The 13,362-nt window shown below is 64.2% G+C and carries 13 protein-coding genes and 2 pseudogenes; 6 read left to right on the top strand and 9 right to left on the bottom strand.

The window, feature by feature from the left end:
* The first annotated feature begins 109 nt into the window (after positions 1 to 109).
* The 3 genes from murJ (at position 110) to G542_RS0111925 (ending at position 3,116) form a co-directional block, all read left to right on the top strand.
* On the top strand, positions 110 to 1,678 hold the full coding sequence (gene murJ, locus G542_RS0111915) for a murein biosynthesis integral membrane protein MurJ (RefSeq protein WP_027824227.1): 1,569 nt from the start codon (positions 110 to 112) through the stop codon (positions 1,676 to 1,678).
* Positions 1,679 to 1,783: 105 nt separating this feature from the next.
* Positions 1,784 to 2,338, top strand: a complete 555-nt coding sequence (locus G542_RS0111920; protein ID WP_012697962.1) for a YbhB/YbcL family Raf kinase inhibitor-like protein — start codon at positions 1,784 to 1,786, stop codon at positions 2,336 to 2,338.
* Positions 2,328 to 3,116: a helix-turn-helix transcriptional regulator gene (locus G542_RS0111925; protein WP_027824228.1), complete on the top strand. Its 789-nt coding sequence runs from the start codon at positions 2,328 to 2,330 to the stop codon at positions 3,114 to 3,116. Before G542_RS0111920 ends, G542_RS0111925 begins: the two co-directional genes overlap by 11 nt.
* A 513-nt stretch (positions 3,117 to 3,629) precedes the next feature.
* Here G542_RS0111925 and G542_RS0111935 read toward each other — a convergent pair.
* Both G542_RS0111935 and G542_RS19270 read right to left on the bottom strand, forming a co-directional pair.
* Complete coding sequence (locus tag G542_RS0111935; RefSeq protein WP_027824230.1) at positions 3,630 to 4,856, bottom strand: pyridoxal phosphate-dependent aminotransferase; 1,227 nt, start codon at positions 4,854 to 4,856, stop codon at positions 3,630 to 3,632.
* Positions 4,857 to 4,925: 69 nt separating this feature from the next.
* Positions 4,926 to 5,174 (bottom strand): annotated as a pseudogene (locus G542_RS19270) (Arm DNA-binding domain-containing protein); the annotation flags it as partial.
* A gap of 161 nt (positions 5,175 to 5,335) precedes the next feature.
* On the opposite strand from G542_RS19270, the gene G542_RS0111940 reads away from it, so the two are divergent.
* Positions 5,336 to 5,698: an Mth938-like domain-containing protein gene (locus G542_RS0111940; RefSeq protein ID WP_027824231.1), complete on the top strand. Its 363-nt coding sequence runs from the start codon at positions 5,336 to 5,338 to the stop codon at positions 5,696 to 5,698.
* A 279-nt stretch (positions 5,699 to 5,977) separates the two neighbouring features.
* On the opposite strand, the gene G542_RS19640 is transcribed toward G542_RS0111940, so the two are convergent.
* Positions 5,978 to 6,385 (bottom strand): NAD(P)-dependent oxidoreductase, encoded by a 408-nt coding sequence (locus G542_RS19640; protein ID WP_373279783.1) that lies wholly within the window; start codon positions 6,383 to 6,385, stop codon positions 5,978 to 5,980.
* A pseudogene (locus G542_RS19645) lies at positions 6,371 to 6,853 on the bottom strand (NAD(P)-dependent oxidoreductase); the annotation flags it as partial. The pseudogene G542_RS19645 and the gene G542_RS19640, both read right to left, overlap by 15 nt.
* 121 nt (positions 6,854 to 6,974) lie before the next feature.
* On the opposite strand from G542_RS19645, the gene G542_RS0111955 reads away from it, so the two are divergent.
* Positions 6,975 to 7,370: a NirD/YgiW/YdeI family stress tolerance protein gene (locus G542_RS0111955; protein WP_012697955.1), complete on the top strand. Its 396-nt coding sequence runs from the start codon at positions 6,975 to 6,977 to the stop codon at positions 7,368 to 7,370.
* A 115-nt stretch (positions 7,371 to 7,485) separates the two neighbouring features.
* Here the strand turns inward: G542_RS0111955 and G542_RS19555 are convergent, their stop codons facing one another.
* The 4 genes from G542_RS19555 to ffh form a co-directional block, all read right to left on the bottom strand.
* Entirely contained in the window at positions 7,486 to 7,971 is a 486-nt protein-coding gene (locus G542_RS19555) for a ComEA family DNA-binding protein (protein ID WP_012697954.1), read from the bottom strand.
* 102 nt (positions 7,972 to 8,073) lie between these two features.
* The gene (purB, locus tag G542_RS0111965; RefSeq protein ID WP_012697953.1) at positions 8,074 to 9,444 is read right to left on the bottom strand and encodes an adenylosuccinate lyase; all 1,371 of its coding nucleotides are present in this window, start codon (positions 9,442 to 9,444) and stop codon (positions 8,074 to 8,076) included.
* Positions 9,445 to 9,534: 90 nt separating this feature from the next.
* On the bottom strand, positions 9,535 to 10,437 hold the full coding sequence (locus tag G542_RS0111970; protein WP_027824232.1) for an ATP-grasp domain-containing protein: 903 nt from the start codon (positions 10,435 to 10,437) through the stop codon (positions 9,535 to 9,537).
* A gap of 66 nt (positions 10,438 to 10,503) precedes the next feature.
* Entirely contained in the window at positions 10,504 to 11,856 is a 1,353-nt protein-coding gene (ffh, locus tag G542_RS0111975) for a signal recognition particle protein (protein WP_027824233.1), read from the bottom strand.
* A gap of 125 nt (positions 11,857 to 11,981) precedes the next feature.
* On the opposite strand from ffh, the gene G542_RS0111980 reads away from it, so the two are divergent.
* Positions 11,982 to 12,797 (top strand): cytochrome C assembly family protein, encoded by an 816-nt coding sequence (locus tag G542_RS0111980; protein WP_034985764.1) that lies wholly within the window; start codon positions 11,982 to 11,984, stop codon positions 12,795 to 12,797.
* On the opposite strand, the gene G542_RS0111985 is transcribed toward G542_RS0111980, so the two are convergent.
* Positions 12,788 to 13,297 carry a 2-thiouracil desulfurase family protein gene (locus tag G542_RS0111985; protein ID WP_027824235.1) on the bottom strand — a complete coding sequence of 170 codons (510 nt, stop codon included), beginning with the start codon at positions 13,295 to 13,297 and terminating at the stop codon, positions 12,788 to 12,790. The genes G542_RS0111980 and G542_RS0111985 overlap by 10 nt on opposite strands.
* Positions 13,298 to 13,362: the final 65 nt, after the last annotated feature.

The raw sequence follows: 13,362 nt of genomic DNA on the forward strand, positions 1-13,362 counted from the left end.
ATCAACCAGACATGCCGGGGATGACCGCTGCAATGCCCGGAGAGGGCCGGGCTGGCCGGATGACGTTGCAAGTCTTACCATCGCCGCTTTTGCCAGCAGCCGGCCATTCATGAATCTTCTCAAAGCACTGGTCACCGTCAGCGGCATGACGATGATCTCGCGGGTCCTGGGTTTCGTACGCGATGCGGTGATCGCCCGCGCGTTCGGCGCCGGGCTCTATACCGATGCCTTTTTCGTGGCGTTCAAGCTCCCCAACCTGCTGCGGCGGGTATTTGCCGAAGGGGCGTTTTCGCAGGCATTCGTACCGGTGCTGGCGGAATACAAGGAAAAACGCGGTGAGGCCGATACGCGCGAACTCCTGGCCAGCGTCACCGGCGTGCTGGCGCTGGCACTGGTGGTGGTCACGGCGCTGGGCATGCTGGCAGCCCCGTGGGTGATCTGGATCACGGCGCCGGGTTTTGTGGACGACGGCGACAAAGCCGCCCTGACCGCCAGCCTGCTGCGGATCACCTTTCCCTACATCCTGTTCATTTCGCTGGCTTCGCTGGCCAGCAGCGTGCTCAATACCTTCAACCGCTTTTCCATCCCGGCCTTTACGCCGACGCTGCTCAACGTCAGCTTCATCATCTTTGCCGCGTGGCTGGCACCGTATTTTGATCCGCCGGTCATGGCGCTGGGCTGGGCCGTGTTTGCCGGCGGCATCCTGCAACTGGCGTTCCAGCTGCCGGCCCTGCGGCGGCTGGGCATGCTGCCCCGCCCACGGTTGAACCTGCGCGATCCGGGCGTGCGCCGCATCGTCACGCACATGGGGCCGGCCATCTTTGCCGTATCGATCAGCCAGATTTCGCTGGTGATCAACACCATTTTTGCCAGCTTCCTCGTGTCGGGCAGCGTGTCGTGGATGTATTACGCCGACCGGCTGATGGAGTTTCCCACCGGGGTGCTGGGGGTGGCGCTGGGCACCATCCTGCTGCCCAGCCTGTCGCGGCATGCCGCCGGCGGCAATCCGGAAACCTTTTCCCGCCTGCTCGACTGGGGCATCCGTCTTTCGGTGCTGCTGGCCGTGCCGTGTGCCGTGGGTCTGGCCGTGATGGCCGAGCCGCTGATCGCCACGTTGTTCATGTACGGCAAGTTCACTGCCCACGATATGGACATGACGCGCATGGCGCTGCTGGCGTACGCCGTCGGCCTCCTGGGGCTGATCCTCGTCAAGGTGCTGGCACCGGGCTTTTATGCGCGGCAGAACCTGAAAACCCCGGTCAAGATCGCCCTCATCACGCTGACCGCCACCCAGTTGATGAACCTTGCGCTGATCGGCCCCTTGAAGCACGCCGGGCTGGCGCTGTCGATCGGGCTGGCCGCCTGCCTGAATGCCGGGCTGCTGCTGCGCCAGCTGCGCGTGCACGGCATTTACCGGCCGCAGGCCGGCTGGGCAGGCTTTGTCCTCAGGGTTGGACTGGCGGTCGGCGGCATGACGGCGTTCCTGCTGGCCGGACTCAACTGGCTGCCGGTTGACTGGCACGGGGCGGCCTGGCTGCGTGCCGGCTGGCTGACCTTGCTGGTGGGCGGTGGCGCCGGCGTCTACTTCGGCCTGCTGTTCGCCTGCGGTTTCCGGTTGCGCGACTTTGTCTGGCGAGAGTCGCTGCCTCGGGCAGAGCCGGCAGAAAATCCGGCCTGATTGACTGTTTCGGCACAATTTCTGCCTGCTTGTGCACAATCGCGGACAGGATTTTGCGGCACACTCCAGTCATCCATCCTGTGAATGCAAACCAAGGAGCAAGCGATGAAAAAAGTGTCTGCCAGTCTGTCCGCCCTGTTGCTGGCCGGTGTCCTGACCCAGGCGCAGGCCGCGCCGGCCCTGCAATTGACCAGCCCTGACGTGAGCGAAGGCCGGCCGCTGGCGGCGGCACAGGTGTTCAACGGCATGGGCTGCACCGGTGGCAACCAGTCGCCGGCCCTCAACTGGACCAACCTGCCGGCCGGTACCAAAAGCCTGGCCGTGACGGCGTATGACCCGGATGCACCGACCGGCAGCGGCTGGTGGCACTGGGTGGTGGTCAACCTGCCGGCCAGCACCAAGGGCCTGCCGGCCGGTGCTGCCACTGGCAAGGGGCTGCCGGCTGGTGCGCTGGAACTGCGCACCGACTTCGGCCAGCCCGGCTATGGTGGCGCCTGCCCGCCGCCGGGGCACGGCATGCACCGTTACCAGTTCACCGTCTGGGCACTGTCGGTCGACAAGCTGCCGCTGGAAGCCTCCAGCTCGCCTGCCATGGCCGGTTTCATGATCCGCCAGCATGCTCTGGGCCAGGCCACCCTGACCGGAACCTATGCCCGCTGAATCATGGGTTGACGACATTCCGGGCGTGATGACCTATCGCGCCCGGCGTCCGCAGCAGCTGCGGGCGGTGCCGGTGGCGCAGACCACGCTGATTACCGTCGAATCCGGCATCAAGCGGGTGGTCTGCGGCGGGCAGGGCTGGCAGGTGCAGGCCGGTGAATGGCTGCTGCTGCCGGCGCTGGCACAGGTTCAGATCGAAAACCGGCCGGGCAACGGCGGCTATCTGGCCCGTTGCCTGCCGCTGGACGATGAATGGCTGGCAGCATTTCCGGCCCTGACCGACCGGCTGCCGGCCAGCGGCGGCCCGGCCATCTGCTGCCTGCCGCCCGACGCCTGCATACAGGAAGCATGGCAGCACTGGTGTGCCGGCCAGCAGCGGCAGCGGCCCGGACCGGTCCAGCGCCAGCGCATGCTGGAGCTGTTGCTGGCCATCTGCCTTGCCGGTGGTGGGCGCGGGCTGCTCAGGGGGCCGGCAGAACTGGCGCCGCGCGTGAACCGCCTGCTGGGGACCGACCTGACACTGGGGGCGGCGGAGCTGTCGCGGCGGCTGGCCATGAGTGAATCGACCCTGCGCCGGCATCTGGCGGACGAAGGGCACAGCCTGCGTGAGCTGCGCGAACACTGCCGGCTTGAGCGGGCGCTGGCACTGGTGCAGACCAGTTCGCTGCCGATCGGCCAGGTGGCCGAGGCCTGCGGTTATGCCAGCGCCAGCCGCTTCAGCGCCCGTTTCCGTACGCGCTTTGGCTGTACGCCGCGCAGCCTGCGGGCGGCACGCTAACGCTTGTGGCGGCGAGTGGAGGGTAACGAAGCGCGTCATGCCCGGCACGAGTGCCGGCGCTGGCGGCATCACGGATGCTGTGATGGAGATGAGCAGTGTCCTGGATGGTTTTTTGCCGGTGCAGCCCGCTGTGCCGCTGACCGGCGGTGTGATCCTGCCGCCACACTGCTTGATCCTGTCGTCCGGGCCGTGTCGTGGCCGTCATGTGTCCGCATGACGTGTGTGCTAGGGCTGGCGCAGCGCCTTCGGATTGCCGTGAGGCCGCCGGCACGGTCCAGCGGTGGCTGACTGCGGTGGCGGCATCAGTCCGGCGATCTGCCCTGTAGCGGATCTGGTCCGGAAAGCGGCCATGCAACCGGCGCAGCCATGCCTGGCCCTGGCGTGAGTCAGCGGGTACAGGCGACATGGAGTGCATCAAGACAACAGGCCCGGCCGGAGGCGGTGTGCCTGCGGGCCGGGCCTGTCCTGCACGGTTTCCGGCTCCTCTGCCTGAAGGCGGAACCGGTGTGCGGCTTATGCGGTGAAGCGGCGGCGGTAGCCTTCAAGGAAGCGGCCGACGCGACCGAGGGCTTCTTCCAGGTCTTCCATGTGCGGCAGGAACACCACGCGGAAGTGGTCATTGCCTGGCCAGTTGAAGCCGGTTCCCTGAACCAGCAACACCCGTTGTTCGGTCAGCAGCTCAAGGATGAACTGCTGGTCGTTCTGGACCGGGTAGAGTTTGGGGTCCAGCCGCGGGAAGCAGTACAGCGCGCCCTTGGGCTTGACGCAGCTGACGCCCGGCATGTCGTTGAGCATCTGTACGGCCAGGTCGCGCTGGCGTGTCAGCCGGCCGGTGGGCGCGACCAGGTCGTTGATCGACTGGTATCCCCCGAGCGCGGTCTGGATGCCGTATTGCGCCGGCACGTTGGCGCACAGGCGCATGGACGACAGCATGGTCAGCCCTTCGATGTAATCGCTGGCGCGGGACTTGTCGCCGCTCAGGATCATCCAGCCGGCGCGATAGCCGGCGGCGCGGTAGTTTTTCGACAGGCCGTTGAAGGTGACGCAGAACAGGTCCGGGGCCAGCGAGGCAATCGAGGTGTGGCGGGTGCCGTCGAACAGCACCTTGTCGTAGATTTCGTCGGCGTAGACGATCAGGCCGAATTCACGGGCGACCGCGGCGATTTCCAGCAGCACCGGCTCCGGGTACACCGCGCCGGTGGGGTTGTTCGGGTTGATGATGACGATGGCGCGGGTGCGCGGGGTGATTTTCTTGCGGATGTCGGCGATGTCCGGGTACCAGTCCTGCTGTTCGTCGCACATGTAGTGAACGGGGGTACCACCGGACAGCGAGACGGCTGCCGTCCACAGCGGATAGTCCGGTGCCGGTACCAGCACTTCGTCCCCGGCATCCAGCAGGGCGTTCATGGCCATCACGATCAGCTCGGACACCCCGTTGCCGATGAAGATGTCTTCCACCGTGACCCCGGGAATGGCCTTTTCCTGCGAGTAGTGCATCACGGCCTTGCGGGCAGCAAACAGGCCTTTGGAGTCGGAATAGCCCGAGGCCTGCGGCAGGTTGCGGATCATGTCCTGCATGATCTCTTCCGGTGCCAGGAAACCGAACGGTGCCGGGTTGCCAATGTTGAGCTTGATGATGCGCTGGCCGTCTTCTTCCATGCGGCGCGCGCGCTCCATGATCGGACCACGGATGTCGTAACAGACATTGGCAAGTTTCTGGGACTGGCGGATCGGTTCCATGGCAGGGGCTTTCGGGGTGGTGTTGGGGGTATTTGAGACGGACGGAGCCGGCTGGGGGCGCTGGCGGGCCTGCATGGGGTCGAGGCCGCGGCCAAGCTGGTCACGGGCCATGTCGGCTGCCTGGCGGGCATCCTGCAACGACACCTGGGGCCAGACGCCGAGTGCCAGTACTTTTTCCTTGCCGGCAAAGCGGTATTTCAGGCGCCAGTAGCGGGCGCCATTGCTACGGACCAGCAGGTACAGTCCGCGGCCGTCAAACAGCTTGCGGTCGCGAGTTTCCGGTTCCAGTCGGCTCAGGTCAGCATCGGTCAGGGGCATCGTTTTTGGGGTATCTTTGCTATGAAAAAGAAATATACCCCGGAGGATGGACGTTGCCAAGCACTCTGCCTCGGATTGATGCAATCCGGCCTGCGTGGCATGAGCCGGTATAATGCCGATGACACATTACGGTGATGCACCGGAAGAAAACGGGAACGCGGATGAAACTGCATTTGAACCAGGGAAATTACAATCTCTTTACCCGGTACGGAGAGGGCCTGGTGCATGTCAACGGCCAGCCGTACCAGTCACCGGTCCTGGTTTCGGCCGATACGCTCAATCCTTGGCAGGTCGAGGGATTCGACGCGCTTGCCCCCGGGCATTTCGAGCTGCTGCTGGCGTACGATCCCGAGGTGGTACTCCTTGGAACCGGCTCTCGCCTGCGTTTCCCGCATCCGCGGATAACGGTGCCGGTCCTGTCGCGCCAGATCGGTGTCGAGGTGATGGATACCCCCGCTGCTTGCCGCACGTTCAATATCCTGGTCTCGGAAGGCCGGCGGGTCGTGGCTGCCATCCTGCTGTAGGAAACAGCCGGCAATCCGGTCGAACCGGCTGTGGCAGAGGCTATCTTCAAGGCCGGACGTGCATTGCTGTCTTTGCTGTTTTGGGGGACTTCGGGGAGCATGCTGCAAGAGCGCGTCTTGATACCCCCATACACCCGTTTGCCGTTCGTGATGATGAGCATGGCCGGTCAAGCCTGCCGGCAGGCGATGCACTTGCTGAAAGAGATGATCAAACGGTCTGCATCGTGATGCCGGCTGCGTGCCGGCATCACGAGCGGATTGTGCTTCGACCGACGGGTGTCAGGCAGCGGCAATCAGGCGGGCAATGGCGGATGAATCCAGCTCGCCCTCTCCGGACTCCACTAGCCGGGCAATCAGGGTGCTGACCTCGCGGGTAGCGGGCAAGCTGGTCTCCAGCGCCGCTGCGGTGGCATTGACGATGCCCATGTCCTTGTTGTGCAGCCGTGCCTTGAATCCCGGTGCGTAGTTGTCATCAATCATGCGCTGGCCATGCAGCTCCAGCACGCGGCTGGCGGCAAAACCGCCCAACAGGGCTTCGCGGACCCGTGCCTTGTCGACACCGCAGGCGCTGGCCAGCTTGAAGGCTTCGGCCACGGCCTGCACGTTCAGGGCCACCACGATCTGGTTGCAGGATTTGGCCACGCTGCCGGCGCCGCTGTCACCGATGCGCACGATGTTCTTGCCCATGGCCCGGTAAACCGGCTGCGCCCGTTCGAATGCCCCTGCATCACCCCCGACCATGAACGACAGCGTACCGGCAATGGCACCGACTTCGCCGCCGGAAACCGGTGAGTCCAGGAAAAATACCCCCTTTGCCTCGCAGCTTGCCGCTATGGCGCGTGCACCGAGCGGCGAGATGGTCGACATGTCGATGACGATCAGCCCCGGACGGGCACCGGTCAGTACGCCATCCTCGCCCGTGACCACGGCTTCGACATCAGGGGTATCGGAAACGTTGGTGACCACCACATCCACCTGCCGGGCCAGGTCCGCCGGGCTGGTAGCCAGTGTGGCGCCGGCAGCCAGTAACGGTGTGCAGCTTTCCGGGCGGCGGGCCCAGACGACCAGTTCCAGTCCGGCCTTGAGGAGGTTTTCCGCACAGGGGCGTCCCATGATCCCCAAACCGATATAGCCTACTTTCATTTGTGCCAATTCCTGTCTTTTTGTTGCGTTAAATCAGACTAAGAAAAAATTAAATGCCACAGTCTAAGGTGTGTCATATCGTTAACAGACACAACGGCGGTTGGCCGTTGGACTTACTCCGGGAGACTTCATCATGCGTAAACTGACTTCGCTTGCTGCCCTGCTGACCCTGTGCCTGAGCTCGGCTGCCTTTGCAGCTCCGGCTGCCGGTGGCGGCTTCACCGAAACCCGGCCGGCAGCGACTGGCGGCGGTTATACCGGCAACATGCCGACCCTGACCACTGTCGCCAAGGCCAAGGAGATGGCTGACGATACTCGCGTTGAGCTCAAGGGTAAAATCACCAAGCATATCCGCAGCGATCATTACGAATTCCAGGATGCCAGCGGTACCGTTGAGGTGGAAATCGACCACAAGGTCTGGGCTGGCCAGACCGTCAGCCCGCAGGATACGGTCGAAATCAGCGGTGAGGTGGACAAGGATGCATGGTCGACCGAAATCGATGTCAAGCGCCTGAAGCTGGTGAAATAAGGACCTGACTACCGGCCAGGGTATCGGCAGGATGCTGCCGGTATGTCCCTGAAGCACGACAAAACGCCCCGCCAGACTGGCGGGGCGTTGGTTTTCCAGGTGGGAGCGAGAGGGCTCAGTAGCCGCTGCCCGGCATGGCCGTTGCGGGTTTTTTGGCCGGAGCCGGCTTGGCGGGAGCGGGCGGAGCGGCCATGCCCGGCAATCCTGTGGCGGGTTTGGCCGCAGTGGCTGGCGGAGGCGGTACCGGCTTGGCTGGCTGGGCCGGTGCCACTGCCGGTTTTGAATAAGGCGTGGCAGGTTTGCCGGTCGGAGCCGGCTTGGCTGCATGGGCGGGCAGGCTGGTCGGACCGCTGGTGGCGACATCCTTGCGGATGGTGGCCAGTGTCTTGTCGCCAATGCCCGGCACATTCCTGAGATCGTCCACCGACTTGAACGGACCATGCTGCTGGCGCCAGTCGAGGATGGCCTGTGCCTTGACCGGGCCGATTTCAGGCAAGGATTCCAGCTCGGCACGACTGGCCGTATTGACGTTGACTGCGGCCAGTACGAAAGGTGAACACAGCAGGGCGGCCAGAGCCAGTAGGGTGGGGCGAAGCGGCATGATGCTCTCCTTGAAAGAACGCGCCTTGTCTGAACATAGCAGCCGGTCATGAAAAAACGGCATCCCGCAGGATGCCGTTGGTCAGGCCGGAAACAGGGCGCGTCAGATGCGCTTGGCCAGTTCTTCTGCCTTGCCCAGATAGCTGGCCGGCGACAGCGCCAGCAGGCGGGTTTTTTCTTCGGCCGGAATGGCCAGCTGCTCGATGAATACCGCCAGCGTGGCGCGCGAGATGCCGTCCTTGCCGCGGGTCAGCTCCTTGAGCTGTTCGTACGGGTTTTCGATGGCGTAGCGGCGCATCACGGTCTGGATCGGCTCGGCCAGCAGGGCCCAGTTGGCATCAAGGTCTTGCTCCAGTGCCGCCGGGTTGATTTCCAGCTTGTTCAGGCCGCGCATCAGGGACTTGTAGCCCAGCTGGCTGTAGCCGAAGGCGACACCCATGTTGCGCAGGACCGTGGAGTCGGTCAGGTCGCGCTGCCAGCGGCTGACCGGCAGTTTTTCGGCCAGATGGGCCAGCAGGGCGTTGGCAATGCCGAAGTTGCCTTCGGAGTTTTCAAAGTCGATCGGATTGACCTTGTGCGGCATGGTCGAGCTGCCGACTTCACCGGCCACCACGCGCTGCTTGAAGTAGCCGAGCGAAATGTAGCCCCATACATCGCGGTCGAGGTCGATCAGGATGGTGTTGACCCGCATCATGGCCTGGAACAGTTCGGCCATGTAGTCGTGCGGCTCGATCTGGATGGTGTACGGGTTGTAGGCAAGGCCGAGGCTTTCGACGAAACGCTTGGCCAGACCCTCCCACGCCACTTCCGGGTAGGCGGTCAGGTGGGCGTTGAAGTTGCCCACGGCGCCGTTGATCTTGCCCAGCATGTCCTGCGCGGCGATCTGCTCGCGCTGGCGCTTGAGGCGGTAGACCACGTTGGCGATTTCCTTGCCCATGGTGGTCGGCGTGGCCGGCTGGCCGTGGGTACGGCTCATCATCGGCTGGGCGGCCAGGTGGTGGGCCATCTCGGTCAGCTTGCCGATGATGTCGTCGAGCACCGGCAGCAGCACCTCGTCGCGGGCGGCCTTGAGCATCAGGGCGTGCGACAGGTTGTTGATGTCTTCGGAGGTGCAGGCAAAGTGGATGAACTCGCTGGCGGCCATGATTTCAGGATTGCCCGACAGGGTTTCCTTCAGCCAGTACTCGATGGCCTTCACGTCGTGGTTGGTACGCGCTTCGATGGCCTTGACGGCTTCGGCCTGCTCGACCGAGAAGCCGGTGATCAGGGCGTTGATTTCTTCGATGGTAGCGTCGGAGAACGGTGCGATTTCCGCGATCAGCGGTTCGGCAGCCAAGGTCTTGAGCCATTCGAGTTCGACCTTGACCCGGCATTTCATCAGGCCGTATTCGCTGAAGATGGCGCGCAGCGGTTCGGCGGCGGCAGCGTATCGGCCATCGATCGGAGACAGGGCGGTCAGGGCATTGAGCATCATGATATCGGTCTGACTTGAAGGCCGGCCACAAGGCCGGCAGGTTGGGGAAAGGGCGGGCATGCTGGATGCCGGTCCCGGGTGGTCATGCGGTCAGCCGGCCTTGTCGAGCCGGCGTGCCAGGCCCGCCGCCAGTACGTCGGCAGCGGCGGGGGCAAAACGGAAAAAGAGTTCGGGCTCGATCATTTCGAGTTCCATGATCGCGAGCCGGCCGCTGTTGTCGCGGATGGCGTCGACCCGGGCATACAGCACGTCAAACGGCACGGACCGGACAGCAGCCTCGGCAAAGGCGGTTTCTTCGGCGCTGGGTACGTGCGGGTGCACCGTACCGCCCCAGTCGTCCTGCACGCGGAAATCACCGGACTTCGGTGTCTTGCGGATGGCGTGGGTGACGCGGCCGTCCAGCACCATCAGCGAGGTTTCGCCCTGTTCCAGCACCTGGTGCTGGAAGGGTTGCAGCATCATGGCTTCCTGTTCGACCAGTTCACCGAAGGTGCATTCGTGCACGGCGGCCTCGTCGGCACTGAAACGGTAGGTATGGCGGGCAGCGCCGCTGATGGCGGGCTTGAGGATCAGCTCGTCCCAGCCGGTTTCGGCCACCACGTGCGCGAGGCTGCGCGGGTCGCCGCGTTCGACATAGGCAGTGGACACCACATTGACGCCGGCACGGGCCAGGTCGCCGAGGTAGTGCTTGTCGAGATTCCAGCGGATCAGCGCGGCTTCGTTGAAAAGGCGGGCGTTGCGGCTGACCTGGTCAAGCCACGGTGAAAATTCGCCGAAGCGGTGAAAGTAGTCCCAGGTGGTGCGGAACAGCACCGAACGGGTGTCTTGCCAGCCGTGGGCCGGATCGGCCCAGTCGCGGCGGATGACCCGCAGCCCCTGACGCTCGAGCGCCTGCATGACCAGTCCGTCTTCGGCATGCACCTGGCGGGTATACCAGTCTGTTTCGTTGGCGGCGAGATAGCGGGATTCAGTCAGGACGGCCACGTCGTACATTCACATCACCTTGGCTCAGTAAAATCGGGGTTCCGGCTGGCCGCACCGGCGGGTGCGGCCCCGGGATCACATGCCGGGCAGCATGCCCTTCATGCCGCGCATCAGCTTCGACATGCCGCCCTTGGAGAACTGCTTCATCATTTTCTGCATGTCCTCGAACTGCTTGAGCAGGCGGTTGACTTCCTGCACGGTAACGCCGGCACCGGCCGCGATGCGGCGCTTGCGGCTGGCCTTGAGGAGCTCGGGCTTGCGGCGTTCGGCCGGGGTCATGGAGTTGATGATGCCTTCCAGCCGGGTAACGGCCTTGTCGGCGACGGCACCGTCCACGCCTTTGGCCATCTGGCCGATCTGGCCAGGCATCTTTTCCATCAGGCTGGCCATGCCGCCCATCTTGCGCATCTGCTGGATCTGCGACTTGAAGTCCTCAAGATCAAAGCCCTTGCCGGACTTCAGTTTCTTGGCCATGGCGGCGGCTTCTTGTTCGTCGATGCCTTTCTGCACATCTTCGATCAGGCTCAGCACGTCGCCCATGCCGAGGATCCGGCTGGCCATGCGGTCGGGGTGGAACGGCTCCAGCCCGGTGAGCTTTTCGCCGACGCCGATGAACTTGATCGGCTTGCCGGTGACGTTGCGTACCGACAGGGCGGCACCGCCGCGGGCGTCACCGTCAAGCTTGGTCAGCACCACGCCGGTCAGCGGCAGGGCTTCGTTGAACGCCTGGGCGGTGTTGACGGCATCCTGGCCCTGCATGGCGTCGACCACGAACAGGGTTTCGACCGGGTTGATCGCGGCGTGGACGGCCTTGATCTCGTTCATCATCGCTTCGTCGATGGCCAGACGACCGGCGGTATCGACGATCAGCACGTCAAAGTAGTGGCGTTTGGCGTGGTCGACGGCAGCACGGGCGATGTCGACCGGCAACTGGCCGACGCTGGACGGGAACCATTCGACTTCTACCTGGCCTGCTAGCAGTTTCAGCTGCTCGATGGCGGCGGGGCGGTAAACGTCGGTGGAGACGAGCAGGACTTTTTTCTTGCTCTTTTCTTTCAGCAGCTTGGCCAGCTTGCCGGTAGTGGTGGTCTTGCCCGCGCCCTGCAGGCCGGCCATCAGCACGATGGCCGGTGGCACGGCAGCGAGGTTGAGCGAGTCGTTCTGCTCGCCCATCAGCTTGACCAGCTCTTCGTGCACCACGCCGACCACGGCCTGGCCCGGAGTCAGGCTGCCCATGACCTCCTGGCCCATGGCGCGTTCACGCACCTGGTTGACGAAGGCTTTGACGACCGGCAGGGCAACGTCGGCTTCCAGCAGGGCCATGCGCACTTCGCGCATGGCGTCCTTGATGTTGTCCTCGGTCAGGCGGGCATGGCCCTTGAGGGTTTTGATGACGCCGGAGAGGCGGTTGCTCAGGGTGTCGAACATGGGGCAAATCCTTGGCGCCGCAGTGTGTCTGACGGGCGGCGAATCGGGTAGACTGTCACGAAAAACCGCATTTTACATGAGCCGGTGGCAAAAGCCGCCGCCCGTCCTTCCTATCATCGACGACGATGCCCCTGATCCTCTCCTTGCCCGGTGCTGTAGCCCTGATTGCCTATCTGGTTCTGGCGTGGCGTTTTGGTGCGCTCTGGCGCGGCTATGTCCCGCCGTTTGCCGATCATCCCTTGCGCGAACAGGGCGTGGTGGGTGGTGTGCTGGCCTTGCACGGTCTGGCGCTGGCGCTGCCCGGCATCGGGCTGCTCAACATGGGCGTGGGCGAGGCAGTCAGTCTGGTTGCATGGCTGACCATCGGCCTGCACTGGGCCATCCGCTGGTGTTACCGGCTCGAAGGCCTGCAATGGCCGCTGATGCTGATGGGCGCCATGGGTTGTGCCGCAGCCCTGGTGCTGCCGGCCAGTTATACCCACGGTCTGACCGCCTCGCCGGCGCTGGCGCTGCACATCATCGTGTCGCTGATGGGCTACAGCCTGTTCCTGCTGGCCGCCATGATGGCCGGGCTGATGCTGGTCATCGAAAAGCGTTTGCATGCCCGCAACCTCAAGCGGCTGCCGGTCAAGCTGCCTCCTCTGCTGAAACTGGAAAACCTGCTGTTCCAGACCCTGGGGGTAGCACTGGCCCTGCTGACCGTCACTGTCGTCACCGGCACGGCGTTTTCCGAAGCCATTTTCGGCCGTCCGTTTGCACTGACGCACAAGAGCGTGTTTTCGTTCGTGTCGTGGGGCGTGTTTGCGCTCCTGCTGTTCGGCCACTGGCGCTGGGGCTGGCGCGGCCGGCTGGCGGCGCGCTGGACGCTGGCCGGCATGGTGTTCCTGTTCCTGGCCTATCTGGGCAGCAAGATGGTGATGGAAGTCATCCTTTACCGTTGACCGGACATGGCGGCCTCAAGGGCCGCCAGTTTTTTGGCCACGGCCTCCAGCTCGTCCTGTGCAAACACCATGATTCCGTTCCGGCGCAGCAGGGCCGCCGTCACGCCACTGCCCGCCAGTAGCCGGCCGGAAAACCCGCCATCGTAGATGCGCAGGCTGCCGCACGAAGGGCTTTTGTCCGTCAGCACGGCCAGCCGGCAGTGGCGGGATTGCGCCAGATGCAATGCGGCCATGGCACCGGCGACAAAGGCTTCAGTGACATCCTGCCCTGACTTGTCGACCACGCGGGCCAGGCCATCAAGCACGGCGGCTCCATCGCCAGCGATGATTTCGGCCGGCGCCCGGGGTGTGGGCAGGCCACCGGCGCATTCAGGGCAAAAGGCCAGCAGTCGCCCTTCGGCCTGCCATTGTTGCCACAGGGGATGGCCGACCGGCAGGGCTTTGCCGTCATAGCGGACCGGCTGGCCCAGGAGGCAGGCACTGGTGAGGATGTAATGCATCGGCTACAGGCAAGGACAGGAAGGCCGGAATGATGGCATGCCAGCCCGGAGAGCGCATTCCTGCT

This window comes from Laribacter hongkongensis DSM 14985 (assembly GCF_000423285.1).
Taxonomy (GTDB): domain Bacteria; phylum Pseudomonadota; class Gammaproteobacteria; order Burkholderiales; family Aquaspirillaceae; genus Laribacter; species Laribacter hongkongensis.